The 15525-nt window shown below is 71.9% G+C and carries 8 protein-coding genes and 1 pseudogene; 4 read left to right on the top strand and 5 right to left on the bottom strand.

Annotated features, from left to right (window positions below; translation table 11 throughout):
* Positions 1-104 precede the first annotated feature (104 nt).
* Both ACIBAD_RS23575 and ACIBAD_RS23570 read left to right on the top strand, forming a co-directional pair.
* Positions 105-1995, top strand: a pseudogene (locus tag ACIBAD_RS23575) (HSP90 family protein).
* Complete coding sequence (locus ACIBAD_RS23570) at positions 1992-5018, top strand: tetratricopeptide repeat protein (RefSeq protein WP_398908258.1); 3027 nt, start codon at positions 1992-1994, stop codon at positions 5016-5018. Before ACIBAD_RS23575 ends, ACIBAD_RS23570 begins: the two are co-directional and overlap by 4 nt.
* A gap of 47 nt (positions 5019-5065) precedes the next feature.
* Here the strand turns inward: ACIBAD_RS23570 and ACIBAD_RS23565 are convergent, their stop codons facing one another.
* Positions 5066-5971 carry an LLM class flavin-dependent oxidoreductase gene (locus tag ACIBAD_RS23565; RefSeq protein WP_134072935.1) on the bottom strand — a complete coding sequence of 302 codons (906 nt, stop codon included), beginning with the start codon at positions 5969-5971 and terminating at the stop codon, positions 5066-5068.
* A gap of 148 nt (positions 5972-6119) precedes the next feature.
* Here ACIBAD_RS23565 and ACIBAD_RS23560 point away from each other — a divergent pair, with 148 nt between their 5' ends.
* Positions 6120-7004, top strand: coding sequence for a Cof-type HAD-IIB family hydrolase (locus tag ACIBAD_RS23560; protein ID WP_134072933.1), 885 nt, complete (start codon positions 6120-6122; stop codon positions 7002-7004).
* Positions 7005-7044: 40 nt separating this feature from the next.
* Here ACIBAD_RS23560 and ACIBAD_RS23555 read toward each other — a convergent pair whose 3' ends face one another.
* Genes ACIBAD_RS23555 through ACIBAD_RS23540 form a run of 4 tightly spaced genes read right to left on the bottom strand, consistent with a single transcriptional unit; the run spans position 7045 to position 14950 of the window.
* Positions 7045-8781: a GAF domain-containing protein gene (locus ACIBAD_RS23555; protein ID WP_134072931.1), complete on the bottom strand. Its 1737-nt coding sequence runs from the start codon at positions 8779-8781 to the stop codon at positions 7045-7047.
* Positions 8782-8805: 24 nt separating this feature from the next.
* Positions 8806-12381, bottom strand: coding sequence for a thiol reductant ABC exporter subunit CydD (cydD, locus tag ACIBAD_RS23550; RefSeq protein WP_134072929.1), 3576 nt, complete (start codon positions 12379-12381; stop codon positions 8806-8808).
* A 43-nt stretch (positions 12382-12424) separates the two neighbouring features.
* Positions 12425-13426, bottom strand: coding sequence for a cytochrome d ubiquinol oxidase subunit II (gene cydB, locus ACIBAD_RS23545; RefSeq protein WP_134072927.1), 1002 nt, complete (start codon positions 13424-13426; stop codon positions 12425-12427).
* An 18-nt stretch (positions 13427-13444) separates the two neighbouring features.
* Complete coding sequence (locus tag ACIBAD_RS23540) at positions 13445-14950, bottom strand: cytochrome ubiquinol oxidase subunit I (RefSeq protein WP_398908257.1); 1506 nt, start codon at positions 14948-14950, stop codon at positions 13445-13447.
* A gap of 186 nt (positions 14951-15136) precedes the next feature.
* On the opposite strand from ACIBAD_RS23540, the gene ACIBAD_RS23535 reads away from it, so the two are divergent.
* A complete protein-coding gene (locus ACIBAD_RS23535) occupies positions 15137-15505 on the top strand; it encodes a cyclophilin-like fold protein (RefSeq protein ID WP_134072923.1) in 369 nt (122 codons plus the stop codon).
* Positions 15506-15525: the final 20 nt, after the last annotated feature.

The following is a 15525-nucleotide window of genomic DNA, read 5'->3' as shown; positions in this document are numbered from 1 at the left end:
CGGGATTGTCAGATCATCCCCCTACTCTGTTCCTCATTCCGATCCGTGAGGGGGGTGCCTCGCGATCGCCGAACCATCCATGCGAGCACGCGAGGTGACGCCCCGTGACGTCCACATCCCCTTCCTCCACCCACTCCGACCCGTCCGCCAACAGCTTCCAGGTCGATCTGCGCGGCCTGGTCGACCTGCTCTCCCACCACCTCTACTCCAGCCCGCGCGTCTACGTCCGCGAGCTGCTGCAGAACGCGGTGGACGCCGTCACCGCCCGCCAGGCACTCGACCCCGAGGCGGAGATCCGCATCCGCCTGTCGGCGTCCGCGGGCCGGGTGACCATCGAGGACAGCGGCATCGGCCTGACCGCCGCCGAGGCGCACTCCCTCCTCGCGACCATCGGCCGCAGCTCCAAGCGCGGCGGTGACCACGGGCTGGAGACCACCCGCCGGGAGTTCCTCGGCCAGTTCGGCATCGGCCTGCTCGCCTGCTTCGTCGTGGCCCGCCAGATCCGTGTCATCACCCGCTCCGCCCGGGACCCCCAGGTCTCGCCCGTCGAATGGCTGGCCACGGACGACGGCTCGTACACCGTCCGCGAACTGCCCGACGAGGCCCGCCGGGAGCCCGGCACCACCGTCATCCTGCAGGCCCGCCCGGGAGCGGAGGAGTGGACCGTCCCGGCCAAGGTCGAGCAGCTGGCACGCGACTACGGCTCCCTGCTCCCGTACGACATCACCTTCACCGAAGGCGAGGGGCCGGGCGCGGGCGCGGGCGGCGAAGGCGCCGAGCCGCGGGGCATCACCGACCGGCCCGCCGTGTGGGACCGCCCCTTCCCCACCCCCGCCGCGCGCCGCGTCGCGCTCGCCGGCCACTGCGCGCAGCTCTTCGGCTTCACCCCGCTCGACAGCATCGACCTCGACCTGCCCGTCGCCGGCGTGCGCGGAGTGGCGTACGTCCTCCCCGAGCCGACCAGCCCCGCCCACCGGGCCGGACACCGCGTCCACCTCAAAGGGCATGCTGCTCACGGACCACGCCGACAACCTGCTGCCGGACTGGGCGTTCTTCGTCCGCGCGGTCATCGACACGGACACGCTGCGGCCCACCGCCTCCCGCGAGAACCTGTACGACGACGAGACCCTGTCCGCGGTACGCGAGGCCCTCGGCGCCCGGGTCCGGGCCTGGCTCGCCGAGCTCGCCGCGAGCGAACCGGAGCGCCTGGCCGCCTTCCTGAGCGTCCACCACCTCGGGGTGAAGTCCCTGGCCCGGCACGACGCCGAACTGCTCGGCCTGATGCTGCCCTGGCTGCCGTTCGAGACGAGCGAGGGCTCGATGAGCCTCCAGGAGTTCACGGCCGCCCACAGCGAGATCCACTTCACGCGCACCGTGGAGGAGTTCCGCCAGATCGCCCCGATCGCGGCGGCCCACGGCCTCGGCGTCATCAACGCCGGATACACGTACGACGCCGACCTGCTCGCCCTGCTGCCCACCGTGCGGCCGGACCTCAAGGTCACGGAGCTGGACGCCGGAGCCGTCACCGAGCGGCTCGACCCGGTCCCGACCTCCGCCGAACTGGCCCTCGCGCCCTTCCTGTCCACGGCGCGCACCCGGCTGGAGGCACAGGGCTGCGACGTCGTGCTGCGCGCCTTCCAGCCCGTGTCCGTTCCCGCGCTCTACCTCGACGACCGCCAGGCCCGCCAGGAGCGCGACCGTACGGCGGCGCTGGACAGCGCCGACTCGCTGTGGAGCGGAATCCTCGGCGCCCTGCGGGGCTCCGCGCCGCGCGCCCGACTGGTGCTCAACCACAACAACCCGCTGATCCGCCGGATCTCGGCCCTGCCCGACGAGGCCCTGACCGGCACGGCCGTCGAGTCGCTGTACGGGCAGGCGCTGCTGATGTCCCAGCGGCCGCTGCGCCCCGCCGACTCCACGCTGCTCAACCGGGCCTTCCTCGGACTCCTGGAATGGGCGACCCACTCCACCGACTCCCCGGAGGGACAGAAGTGACCATGCTGACGCGCGAGGAAATCGAGAAGGGCCTGTTGGAGAACAGGAACTCCCCGAACGGATCCGCACGCAACGCGCACGCCGAGGTGCTCGTGGGCGCTGCGGAGGCGATCGGTGACGGGGCACTGTTCCGCACGGCCCTGGACAACCTGATCAACGCTTATCTCTGGAGTGCCGAGTCCTCGAAGATGCTGGTGCCATTCGCCCGGCTGCTCCAGGAGTACGACAAGGACCCCGGCGCTTTCGACCGGTGGGAAGCCCACTCGCTGTTCTGGCAGTTCAAGTGGGTGGCCACGGCCATCAGCGATTCCCCGGAGATCCCGCTGGAGTCCGCCGCCGGCTGGCTGGACGAGATGGAGCGCCGCTACCGGATCGCCGGCTACAGCGAGCGACCGGTCCGCGAGGCCGAGCTGTGGCTCGCCGACGCGATCGGCCAGGACGACCGGGCCGAGCGGGCCCACCGGGCCTGGCTGGCCGCCGACCGCGACGACATGAGCGACTGCCACGCCTGCGAGCTCAACGGCCAGGGCGCGTACGCCGTGCTGCGCGGGGACGACGCCCGGGCCCTGGAGCTCTGGCGGCCCGTCCTGGCGGGCGAGCGGACCTGCGCCGAGGAGCCCCACCGGCTGCTCGCCACCTCGCTGCTGCCGCTGCTGCGCCTGGGCCGCTTCGACGAGGCGCGTGCACACCACGTACGCGGCTACCGCATGGCCCGCGGCAACGAGAGCCTGCTGCCCTCCATCGGCAAGCACATCGAGTTCTGCGCCCTGAGCGGCAACGAGTCGCGCGGCCTGGAGATCCTCGCCGAGCACGCAGCCCACATGAACCCGCTGGTCAACGTCGACGACCAGATGGCCTTCCACGGCGGCATCCTCGTACTGCTGCGCCGGCTGACGGAGCTGGGGCACGGGCAGAGCCCGGCCGTACCGTACGGGGGCGCCCCGCACACCGTCTCCGAGCTCTACGCGGTGCTGCGCGCGAGCTCCCTCGACATCGCCCGGCGCTTCGACGTCCGCAACGGCACCACCCGGGTCTCCGACCGCTTCCTCGCCCGGATCGGGCGGGACCCGCTGGTCGGCGTACTGCCGCTGGGGGTGCGCAGTACGGCGCTGCCACAGCCGGCCGCCGCGGTGAACGCCCCTGCCGCCGCAGTCGTACCGGCGCCGCCCGCGGCCGATTTCGAGGAGCTGGTGGAGCGGGCCCGACAGGCCCGGGAACAGCGGCATCCGGCCGCGGACGCGCTCTGGGCCGAGGTCGGCGCACGGGTGGACGCGCGCCCGGAGGACGAGGTGGACCCGCTGGTTGCCGCTGACGTGGCGGACCACCGGGCCCTGATGGCGGCCCGCGGCGGGGCGGGGAACGCGGCGGAGCTGCTGGAGGCGGTCCGCGACCGCTACCGCGAGCTCGGCCAGATGGAGCGCGCGGCGCTGGCGGAGCTGCGGCTGGCGAGCGCGGCGGCGCAGTCCGGGGCCGGGCCGCAGCGGATCCGGGAGCTGCTGGCGGCGGCCCTGAAGGCCGCCGAGGCCCTGGACTCGGACGAGCCGCTGCGCGGGCGCCGGATAGCGCTGGCGGAGCTGTCGTCGATCCGCGTGGAGTCGTACCTGCGCTCGCTGGAGGCCGGTCCCGAGCACGAGCACCTCCACGAGCCCGGCCAGGACCACGGGCACGGCGAGCTGGCGGCCGAACTCGGCGCCTTCGTCGCCGCGTACGCGCAGGCTCTGCCCGATCTGGCGGCCGAGGCCGAGGAGATGCTGGGCCGCATCGCGCTGTCGCAGGGCGAGCCCGAGCGGGCCCTGCCGCTGCTGGCCGCCTCCGCGGCCCGGGCGGTGTCGGCGGGCCTGCCGTGGCAGTCGGTGGACGCGCTGGTGCTGCGGGCCGGTGTGCTGATGTCGGTGGAGCGGCCCGAGGAGGCCGAGGAGGCGGCGCGTTCCGCGTTGGAGCACTCCGCTGAGCTGACGGAGGCCGAGACGCAGGGCGTCGTACGGCTCACCCTCGCGGACATCCTGCTGCGCCGGGCCGACGCGGCGGCGGAAGCGGCCGAGCACGCCCTCACCTCGGCGCACTGGTTCGACCAGGCAGGTCTGACCGCCGACGGCGGGGCGCAGGCCCGGCTGGTGCTGGCCCGGGCGTACGCGCGGGAGGGCCGGCACGCCGACGCGGCGGAGGTGCTGCAGTCGACGCTGCCCGATCTGCTGGAGCACGGCAAGGGACAGGCCGTCTCCGTACGGGAGTTCCTCGGCGATCTGCTGCGCCGGCTGAACGACTCCCGGGCAGCGGCGGAGCAGTACCTGCTGGCGGCGGAAGTGGCCAAGGGCTGGGAGGACCCCCGCCCGCAGGCCACCCTGGCGCAGGCGGCGGCGGAACAGCTGTCCGCCGCGCGCCTGGACCACGAGGCACTCGCCGCGTACGAGCGGTCCCTGGAGCTGTTCCGGATGGCGGGGGATGCCCCGATCGCCGAGGCGCGGATCCTGCGCTCCCTGGCCTGGATGGCTCCGCGCGCAGACACCGGTGCGCCTGCATGGGCGCGGGCGCGGGACCTGATGGACCAGGCCGCCGGGGTCCTGGAGACCGCGCTGGCCGAGAACGCGGAGACCGGCGAGGGCAAGGGCCACTCCGTCCCGCAGCTGCGGGCCGAGCTCGCCCAGACCTGGCTGCAGCTGGCGCAGGTGCTCGACTGGCGGGTCACCTCGCACGAGCAGGCCGACGACGAGGACGGCGACGAGGACAGCGGGGACGACGAGGTTTCCCGCCGCGCTGAACTGGACACCGCGGCGCTGCGGCTGGAGGAGATCGAGCTGACCGCGCGGGCCGGTGACCTGTACGCGGAACTGGGTCCGGACCATCTGGGGGACCGGCTCCAGTGCGTGCAGTACGCCGCCTGGACCGAACAGGAGATCGGTCGCGATGAGGCAGGAGCCGCTCGGCTCTCGGCACTGATCGAGGAATTCCGGGCCCTGCCCGAGGGGGTCCCGGAGGATCTGCTGGAGCGCGCCCAGTCCGCCCTCGACAGCCTGCGGTCCTGAGTGCGATGCCCCCGTCGCCCGGCGGCGACGGGGGCATCCTCTCCGTTTCAGCCGGCCAGCTGGGCCAGGCCCTCGGTGGCGATCTGCTCGAAGACGTTCTCGTCGGCAGCGAACTCGGAGTCCGGGATCGGCGCGTGGATCACGATCTCGGTGATGCCGAGCGCCTGGTGGCGGCCGGCGAAGTCGACGAACGCGTCGACGGAGTCGAGCATCGTGTTGCGGTCCGGGGTGAAGCCGGTCAGCAGGATCTTCTCCATCGGTTCGGACGCCCGGCCGATCTCCGCGCATGCCTTGTCGAGCCGGGCCAGCTGGCCGCGGATGGCCTCCACCGACTGCTCGGGGGTGCCCTCGTCGAAGAGCTTCGGATCGCCGGTGGTCACCCAGGCCTGGCCGTGGGCGGCGGCGAGCTTCATGCCCCGCGGGCCGTTCCCGGCGACGGCGAAGGGCAGTCGCGGCTGCTGCACGCAGCCGGGGAGGTTGCGGGCCTCGTCGGCGGAGTAGAAGGTGCCGCGCTCGCTGACCGCGGCCTCGGTGAGCAGCCGGTCCAGGAGCGGTACGAACTCCGCGAGGCGGTCCGCGCGCTCACGCGGGGTCCACGGGTCCTGTCCCAGGGCGGAGGCATCGAACCCGTTGCCTCCGGCGCCGATGCCGAGGGTGATACGGCCGCCGGAGATGTCGTCCAACGACATCAGCTCCTTGGCCAGCGTCACCGGGTGCCGGAAGTTCGGCGAGGTGACGAGCGTGCCCAGACGCATCTTCTCGGTGGCGGCGGCCGCCGCGGTCAGGGTCGGGATCGCGCCAAACCACGGCCGGTCGCGGAAAGACCGCCAGGTCAGGTGGTCGTAGGTGTAGGCGGTGTGGAACCCGAGCCGCTCGGCTCGCGCCCACTGGTCACGGCCGCCCTCACGCCACGGGCGTACCGGGAGGATCACAGTGCTCAGACGCAGACTCATGCGTTCGAGCCTACGGCCCCGCTCATGTTTCACGTGAAACATCGCCTGTCCCCGGGTCACCGTGGGCACCCGGCGGTCGGCGGCCGGGGGAGAAACATCGCCATCCGGCGCAGGAGCCCGGCCCGCTCTGGTCGGCTGTCGCAAGGCCATGGGTGAAGATGGATCCGTGACCTCGGCTCCCCAGCGCCCGGACGGGCCAACCCCCACTCCCCGGCTCATCGCCACCGACCTCGACGGCACCCTGCTGCGCGACGACAAATCCGTCTCGCTCCGCACGGTCGCCGCGCTCGCCGCGGCCGAGGAGGCCGGGATCGAGGTCTTCTTCGTGACCGGCCGCCCGGCCCGCTGGATGGACGTGGTCAGCGACCACGTCCACGGCCACGGCCTGGCGATCTGCGCGAACGGGGCCGCGGTGGTCGACCTCCACGCCGGCCGGGAGTTCGTGGAGGTCCGCGCGCTGCCGCGGGCCACGGCACTGACGGTCGTGGAGACTCTGCGCGCCGCCGCGCCGGGCACCTCTTTCGCGGTCGAGATGACCACCGGCATCAACTACGAGCCGCTGTACCCGCCCTTCTTCCAGGACCCGGGTGCCCATGTGGCCACGGCCGAGAAGCTGCTGGAGGAGGAGGCGGACGACACCTCCGCTCCCGTCCTCAAGCTCCTCGCGCACCATGCCGAGCTCGCCCCGGACGAGTTCCTGGCGCTCGCCCGCTCGGCCGCCGGCGCCTACGCGTCGATCACCCGCTCCAGCCCGACCGCCCTGCTGGAGATCAGCGGACTGGGGGTCTCCAAGGCCAGCACCCTGGAGCTGTGCTGCGCCGAGCGCGGTATCGCACCGGCCGAGGTCGTCGCCTTCGGGGACATGCCGAACGACGTGGAGATGCTCCGCTGGGCGGGCACCTCGTACGCGATGGGCAACGCCCACCCGGACGTGATCGCGGCCGCCTCCGGCCGTACGGTCGCCAACAACGAGGACGGCGTCGCCGTCGTCATCGAGCGCATCCTCGCGGATCGCGCCGCGCAGCAGCGCTAGGACGAGTGCCGGAGCGAGCGCCAGGACGAGCCCCGGGACCTCAGAGCGGGGCCTCCCACACCAGGGTGGTCCCGGTGCCGTCCTCCCCGATGCCGGGGCCGTACGAGCTCGCCCCGCCCAGCGACTCGGCCCGCCGGCGCAGATTCCGCAGCCCGCTGCGCCGGCCGTCCTCGGGGATGCCCACCCCGTCGTCGGCGACCTCCAGCCGTACCCCGGGCCTGCCGTCGGCCAGCGTGCCGGTGCAGTCCACGACCACCTCGATCCGAGACGCCTCCGCGTGCCGGAAGGCGTTCGACAGGGCCTCGCGCAGCGCCGCGATCAGGTTCTTGCCCACCAGCTCGCCGACGACCGCGTCGATCGGCCCGAGGAACCGGTGCGCCGGCTTGAAACCCAGCGGCACCGCGGCCATGTTGATCTCCCGCAGGACCCGGGTGCGCAGCCCCGACGGAGCCTCGGCCGGTCCCTGCTGGAGCGCGAAGATCGCGGTGCGGATCTCCTGGATCGTCACGTCCAGCTCGTCCACGGCCTTGCCGACTCCGTCAACGACCTCGGGGACGACGGACCGCCGCTGGGCGCCCTCCAGCATCATCCCGGTGGCGAACAGCCGCTGGATGACCAGGTCGTGCAGGTCCCGGGCGATCCGGTCGCGGTCCTCGAACACCGCGAGCCGCTCCCGGTCGCGCTGCGCCTCGGCCATCATCAGCGCGAGTGCCGCCTGGGAGGCGAACTGGGTGGCCAGCGTCCGCTCGGCCTCGCTGAACGGCCTCTTGCCGCGGGCCCGCGGGGTGACCAGCGCGCCCAGCACCCGCCCGCCGCTGTGCAGCGGCAGCATCATGCAGGGCCCGTACTGGCTGGTCAGCCGACTGCTCATGCGGGGGTCGCTGGCAGCGTCCTCCACGAAGACCGGCTCGCCCTCAAGCAGCTTCGCCACCACCGGGCTCTCGGCCGGGATCACCAGGCCGAGCGAGGTGGCAGCGCTCTCGGCGGAGACGGCGACGATCTCCATGCCGCCCTCCTCGGCCGGCAGCAGCACGATCCCGGCGGCGGAATCCGCCAGGTGGCGGGCCTGCTCGGCCACCACCGAGAGGGCGTCGTCCGCGTCCCCGCCCGACAGGAGGGCGGTCGTGACGGCCACCGAGCCGTCGATCCACCGCTCCCGCTGGGTGGCGGCCTCGTACAGCCGGGCGTTGCCGATGGCGATGCCCGCCTCGGTGGCCAGCACCCGGACCATGTGGACGTCGTAGTCGTTGAACCGGCCGCCGCCGTTCTTCTCGGCGAGGTACAGATTGCCGAAGATCTCCCCTTGCACCCGGATCGGGACACCGAGGAAGGTCTTCATGGGCGGGTGGTGCGGCGGGAACCCGGCCGAGCGCGGGTCCTTCGTGAGATCGGCGAGCTGCACCGTGTCGGGGTGGGAGATCAGCGCGCCGAGCAGGCCGCGCTTCCCGTCCGGCCGGTGCCCGATCTTCCGGGCCGTCTCGGCGTCGAGGCCGAAGGTGACGAAGTCCGACAGGCCGCGGCCCTCGGTGTCGACGACCCCGATCGCCGCGTACCGGGCGTCCGCGAGCTCGGCCGCGGTCTCGCAGATGCGGTCGAGGGTAGAGTGCAGTTCGAGGCCGGTACCCACGGAGCGCATGGCCTCCAGCAGTTGTGGCACCCGGGCGGTGAGCTCGGTGGAGAGGCCCTGCAGACTCCGGGTGGCCTGCGTGGCCGCCTCCAGCGGGTCGGGTGTTCCGGGGAGTGGCTCCGGTGGTTCCTGCGACTCCTGCACTGACATGCCCTTGAGACTAGTTAGTCCCTTTTACCGGGGAAAGTCAGCCAGGGCGCCATCGGCCGACCGCTCCCGCTCCAGCAGGTTGCGCAGCGGCCCCTCGGCTGAGGCCAGCTCGGCGTACGCGCCTCGCTGTACGACCGCTCCGCGCTCCAGTACCAGCACTTCGTCGACCGCCTCCAGGCCGGCCAGCCGGTGCGTGATCAGCACGGTGGTCCGGCCCTCGGTCGCGGAGAGCAGATCCGTGGTCAGGGCGTCCGCGGTGGTGAGGTCCAAGTGCTCGGCCGGCTCGTCGAGCACGAGGACGGGGAAGTCGGCGAGCAGCGCCCTGGCCAGGGCCAGCCGCTGGCGCTGGCCTCCGGAGATCCGCTCGCCGTGCTCGCCGACCAGGGTGTCCAGCCCGTCCGGAAGGCCCTCGGCCCACTCCAGCAGCCGGGCCGCCTTCAGGGCCTCCCGCAGCTGCTCCTCGCTCGCCCCGGTCCGGGCCAGTCGCAGGTTCTCCCGTACCGAGCTGTCGAAGAGGTGCGCGTCCTGCGCGCACAGGCCCACCATCCGGCGGACCTCGTCGCTGTCGAGGGTGCGCGCGTCGGTGCCGCCCAGGGTGTACGTACCTTCGTGCGGGTCCAGGAACCGCAGCAGGACCTGCGCCAGCGAGGTCTTGCCCGCACCCGAGGAGCCGACGACGGCGATCCGCCGGCCGGCCTCCAAGGTGAGGTCCAGCCCGTGCAGCGCCTCCTGCTCCTGCCCGGGATGCCGGGCGGCGAGTCCGGTCAGCCGCAGCGGGAACGGGGAGGCCGGTACCGCAGCCGGCCGCTCCGGCTCGGCGACCGGGACGGGAGCGTCGATGACCTCGTGGATCCGCTCGGCGCTGCGGCGCACCCTCTGCCGGTACTGGACGGCCTGCGGAAGCCCGTTGACCGCCTCGAAGGCGGCGAGCGGGGTCAACACGGCCACGGCCATGGCCACCCCCGACAGCCGTCCGTCGTGCACGGCGTCGGCGGCCAGGGCCGCGGCGGCCACCACGGTCAGCCCGCACACGAGGGCGGTCAGGCCGCTGCCGACCCCGGTGGCGGCGGCGCCCCGGGCGGATATGCCGGTCAGCGTCCGGTCGCCCTCCTTCGCGGCGTCCTTCCGCCCGGCGAGCGCACCGGCGACCGTCAGCTCGGCGGTCCCGGTCAGCAGATCGGCCACCCGGGTGGCGAGTTCTCCCCGGGCCGGCGCCAGCCGCCGCTCCGCACGCCGGGCGCAGGCTGCACTGACCAGTGGCACCCCTATCCCGGCGGCGAGCAGCCCGACGGCGAGTGCGGCTCCCGCCCCGGGCAGCAGCCACGTGGTGAAGGCGACCGAGCCGGTGCCGACGAGTACCGCGGTGCCGACCGGCAGCAGCCAGCGCAGCCAGTAGTCCTGGAGGGAGTCGGCGTCGGCCACGAGGCGGGCCAGCAGGTCTCCGCGCCGCTGCTCGCGCAGCCCGGCGGGCGCGATGCGCTCCAGCCGGCGGAACACCGAGACCCGCAGGTCGGCGAGCATCCGCAGCACGGCGTCATGGGAGACCAGCCGCTCCGCGTACCGGAAGACGGCCCGCCCGATCCCGAAGGTCCGGGTGGCCGTGACGGCCACCATCAAATAGAGCACGGGCGGCTGCTGCGAGGCCCGCGAGATGAGCCATCCGGAAACGGCCATCAGCCCGACGCTGCACCCGACGGCCAGTGCCCCGAGCAGCAGGCCGAGCCGGAACCGCCCCTGCCACGCCTTGGCCACCGCCCGCACCCGCCGGAGCGGATCGCCCCCGCCCGAGTCGGCGCCGCCGGTCTCGGCCGCCCTCTCGGGGGCGCTGCCGAGGATCCACTCCCCGGCGTCGGACCGCCCGTTGCGCTCCCCGCCGAGGCCCTCGGAGGCCCCGGCAGCGGCCCGCCCGGGCCAGGCGGCGGACGGCGTCGGCAGGACGCCCGCATCGCTCGGCAGGATTCCCGACGCGCCCACCCGCACCACGCGGTCGGCCACGGCAAGGAGCGCCGGCCGGTGGACGACCAGCAGCACGGTCCGCCCCACCGCGAGGCGTCGTACGGCGTCCACCACAGCCGCCTCGGTCTCCCCGTCGAGAGCGGCGGTCGGCTCGTCCAGCAGCAGCACCGGACGGTCTGCGAGGAACGCCCGCGCCAGTGCCAGCCGCTGGCGCTGTCCGGCGGACAGTCCGACCCCGCCCTCCCCCAGCTCCGTTTCGACACCGCGCGGCAGCTCGGCCACGAACTCCCATGCCCCGGCGTCCTTCAGTGCATCGGCCACCGCGTCCGCGGACGCGTCCGGCCGTGCCAGCCGTACGTTCTGCGCGATCGTCCCGGCGAACAGGTGCGGCCGCTGCGGCACCCAGGCGATCCGCTCCCGCCACTGTTCGGGCGACAGCGAGGCGAGGTCCACGCCCCCGATCCGCACCCGCCCCGCAGTCGGCTCGACGAAGCCCAGCAGTACCTGGAGCAGGGTGGACTTGCCCGCCCCGCTCGGCCCGGTGAGCGCGACGCACTCCCCGGGTCCGACCGCCAGCGAGACCGGTCCAGGCGAGTCCTCACCCCGGCCCTCGTAGCGGACCGCGACCCCGTCGAACTCGATCCGCAGCCCCGCGGCCGGCACCGGGGCCACGCCGCCGGAGACGGCGACGGGGGTCTGGAGCACCTCGAAGATCTCCTCCGCGGCCGCCAGCCCCTCGGCGGCCGCGTGGTACTGGGCCCCTACCTGACGCAGCGGCAGGTACGCCTCGGGCGCCAGGATCAGGATGACCAGCCCGGTGTACAGGTCGAGTTCTCCATGGACCAGCCGCATGCCGATGGTCACGGCGACCAGCGCCACCGACAGCGTCGCCAGCAGCTCCAGTGCGAAGGAGGACAGGAAGGCGATGCGCAGCGTCCGCACCGTCGCCTGCCGGTAGTCGTCGGTGATCTTGCGGATCGACTCGGCCTGGGCCTTGGCCCGGCCGAAGACCTTCAGTGTCGGCAGCCCGGCCACCACGTCCAGGAAATGCCCCGACAGCCGGGACAGCAGCCGCCACTGGCGGTCCATCCGGGACTGGGTGGCCATGCCGATCAGCACCATGAACAGGGGAATGAGCGGCAGTGTGACCACGATGATGGCGGCCGACACCCAGTCCTCGGTGACGATCCGGGCGAGGACCGCCACCGGGACGACCACTGCGAGCCCCAGCTGGGGCAGGTAGCGGGAGAAGTAGTCGTCGAGGGCGTCCACGCCCCGGGTGGCCAGCGCCACCAGTGAGCCGGTCCGCTGCCCGCTCAGCCAGCCGGGCCCCAGGTCCGCGGCCCGGTCCAGCAGCCGGCCCCGCAGCTGCGATTTGACCGCCGCACTGGCCCGGTGGGCCGCCAGCTCCGTGAGCCAGGCGAGCAGACCTCGCCCCAGCGCGACCGCCGCGAGCAGCAGCAGCGGCGTCCGCAGTGCCTCGCCGTCCAGTCCCTGCTCGAAGGCTCCGACCACGATCTCGGCGATCAGCATCGCCTGACCGATGACCAGCCCTGCCCCGGCCAGCCCCAGGACCACCACGGCCGCCAGGAAGAGGCGGGTGGAGCGGGCGTACCGAAGCAGGCGCGGGTCGATCGGTTTCACGTGAAACATCTCCCAGAGCAGGGTCGGGAAGCAGGGTCAGGGGTCAGTGCGCGTCGACGATGTGCTGCGTACCGATCCGCTTGCGGAACACCCAGTACGTCCAGCCCTGGTAGAGCAGGACGAGCGGCGTGGCCACTCCCGCGCACCAGGTCATGATCTTCAGGGTGTACGGGCTGGACGAGGCATTGGTGACCGTGAGGTTCCAGGCCTCGTCCAAAGAGGACGGCATCACGTTCGGGAAGAGGGTCAGGAACAGCATCGCGACGGCAGCCGCGATGGTGATCCCGGACAGGGCGAACGACCAGCCCTCGCGGCCCGCCAGATTGAAGCCCAGGGCCCCGACCAGTGCGAGGACCGCTATGGCCATGGCGATCAGGCTCTTGCCGTCACCGTGCGAGACCTGCGTCCAGATCAGGAAGACGAGGGCCAGCACGGCGGTGAGCACGCCCAGCCGGGTCGCCAGCGTGCGCGAACGCTCCCGGATGTCCCCGACCGTCTTGAGTGACGTGAACACCGTTCCGTGGAAGGTGAAGAGGGTGAGGGTGACGAGTCCGCCGAGCAGGGAGTAGACGTTGAGCAGGTCGAAGAGGCTGCCGACGTACTCCATGTGCTCGTCGATCTTCACTCCGCGCACGATGTTGGCGAAGGCCACGCCCCAAAGGAACGCGGGGATCAGAGAGGTCCAGAAGATCGCGTGTTCCCAGTTGGCCTGCCACCGCTCTTCGGCCCGCTTGTGCCGGTACTCGAAGGCGACACCGCGGACGATCAGGCAGACCAGGATGACCAGGAGCGGCAGGTAGAACCCGGAGAAGAGGGTGGCGTACCACTCGGGGAAGGCGGCGAAGGTGGCACCGCCCGCGGTGAGCAGCCAGACCTCGTTTCCGTCCCACACGGGCCCGATCGTGTTGATCAGGACCCGCTTCTCGGTGCGGTTGCGCGCGAGCAGCTTGGTCAGGACGCCGACTCCGAAGTCGAAGCCCTCCAGGAAGAAGTAGCCGGTCCACAGGACGGCGATGAGCACGAACCAGACGTCATGGAGTTGCATGGTGTGGTCCCCTCAGCCTCAGTACGAGAAGGCCATCGGCCGGTCGGGGTTCTTGTCGTCCCCGCCGATCTTGGTGGGCGGGTTCACGTCGGCTTCGGTCAGCTCGGGCGGCCCGAGCTTCACGTACTTCACCAGCAGCCGGACTTCGATCACCGCGAGCACGGCGTACAGGAGCGTGAAGCCGATCATCGAGGTGAGCACCTCGCCCTGGGAGACGTGCGGCGATACCGCGTCGCGGGTGCGCAGGACTCCGTAGACCACCCAGGGCTGGCGGCCCATCTCGGTGAAGATCCAGCCCCAGGAGCTGGCGATGAGCGGGAATCCCATGGTCCAGAGGGCGACGATCCAGTACCAGGTGGCGAACCGGGGGCTCAGCGCCTTCTTGAAGAGGACCAGGTGCGGGACCTCGTCCTCGCCGGTGCGCAGCCCCGGAGGCAGCATGAACCTCTTCCGGGTGAGCCAGAGCCCCAGCACGCCGACGCCGAGGGAGGCCATTCCGAAGCCGATCATCCAGCGGAAACCCCAGTAGGCGACCGGGATGTTGGGCCGGTAGTCGCCGGGTCCGAACTTCTCCTGCTCGGCCTTGTTGACGTCGTTGATGCCGGGGACGAAGGAGGTGAAGTCGTCGTTGGCCAGGAAGGACAGCAGGCCGGGGATCTCTATCGCGACCTTGTTGTGGCCCTTTTCGACATCTCCGTAGGCGAAGACGGAGAAGGGCGCGGGCGCCTCGCCGTCCCAGAGCGCCTCCGCGGCGGCCATCTTCATCGGCTGCTGCTTGAACATCACCTTGCCGAGCAGGTCACCGCTGATGGCGGTGCCCATGCCGGCGATGATCAGCGTGATCAGACCGAGGCGCAGCGAGGTCCGCATCACGGGGATGTGCTTCTTGCGGGCCAGGTGGAAGGCGGAGATGCCGACCATGAAGGCGCCGCCGACCAGGAAGGCCGCCGTGATGGTGTGGAAGAACTGGGTCAGCGCGGTGTTCTGGGTGAGGACCAGCCAGAAGTCGGTGAGCTCGGCACGGCCCCGCTCCTCGTTGATCCGGTAGCCGACCGGGTGCTGCATCCAGGAATTGGCCGCGAGGATGAAGTACGCGGAGAGGATGGTGCCGATCGAGACCATCCAGATGCAGGCCAGGTGGATCTTCTTCGGCAGCTTGTCCCAGCCGAAGATCCACAGGCCGATGAAGGTCGACTCGAAGAAGAAGGCGATGAGCGCCTCGAAGGCCAGCGGCGCCCCGAAGACGTCACCGACGAAGCGCGAGTAGTCGGACCAGTTCATGCCGAACTGGAACTCCTGCACGATGCCGGTGACCACACCCATGGCGATATTGATCAAGAAAAGCTTGCCCCAGAACTTGGTGGCCCTGAGGTACTTCTCTTTCCCCGAACGCACCCAGGCGGTCTGAAGGCCTGCCGTGAGCGCGGCGAGCGAGATCGTCAGTGGGACGAAGAGGAAGTGGTAGACGGTGGTGATGCCGAACTGCCATCGCGCCAACGTCTCTGGCGCCAAAGCTACGTCCACGTCGTCGTCTCCTTCGGTGCGCCGTGGGTCACTGCCGCTGCCTGGCATGCCCTACCCAATACGGACGAAGCAGGGCACGCTTGTGAACGCGTTCACATTCACAAGCATTATGTCGTACCGGCTTCGGCGCGTTTCAGGCGGGGGTCCCCCTAGCCAACCTGTTCAACAGATTGTTGAATGCCGCCCATGAGGATTCGTATCTCCTGGCCCGCGGGCCAGCTCACGGCAACCCTTGACGACACCCCGACCAGCAAAGCGCTGGCCGAGGCCCTTCCGATCTCCGCCTCCGCCAACACCTGGGGCGAGGAGGTCTACTTCGACACCGGCGTCTCCGTGGCCCTGGAACACGATGCCCGCCAGGTCGTCGAGCCGGGCACGGTCGCGTTCTGGACCGAGGGCGACGCACTCGCGCTGCCCTACGGCCCCACGCCCATATCGCGCGCAGGCGAGAGCCGCCTGGCGAGCCCGTGCAACGTGCTCGGCTCGTTCGAGGGCGACCCCCGCCTGCTCTCCACCGTCCGCGACGGCGACCCGATCCGCGTGGAACTCGCGTAGCCGCTCGGAGCCGGCGCAGT

This window comes from Streptomyces sp. NPDC051109, assembly GCF_044455885.1.
Lineage (GTDB): Bacteria > Actinomycetota > Actinomycetes > Streptomycetales > Streptomycetaceae > Streptomyces.
The sequence above is the reverse complement of the archived record's forward strand: the minus strand, read 5'-3'. Positions and strand labels throughout refer to the sequence as shown.

Bases quoted from the DNA above. Each gene is read 5' to 3' on its own strand.
- ACIBAD_RS23565 (WP_134072935.1), bottom strand. From the start codon at position 5,971: ATGAGTCTGCGTCTGAGCACTGTGATCCTCCCGGTACGCCCGTGGCGT.
- ACIBAD_RS23560 (WP_134072933.1), top strand. From the start codon at position 6,120: ATGGGTGAAGATGGATCCGTGACCTCGGCTCCCCAGCGCCCGGACGGG.
- ACIBAD_RS23555 (WP_134072931.1), bottom strand. From the start codon at position 8,781: ATGTCAGTGCAGGAGTCGCAGGAACCACCGGAGCCACTCCCCGGAACA.
- cydB (WP_134072927.1), bottom strand. From the start codon at position 13,426: ATGCAACTCCATGACGTCTGGTTCGTGCTCATCGCCGTCCTGTGGACC.
- ACIBAD_RS23535 (WP_134072923.1), top strand. From the start codon at position 15,137: ATGAGGATTCGTATCTCCTGGCCCGCGGGCCAGCTCACGGCAACCCTT.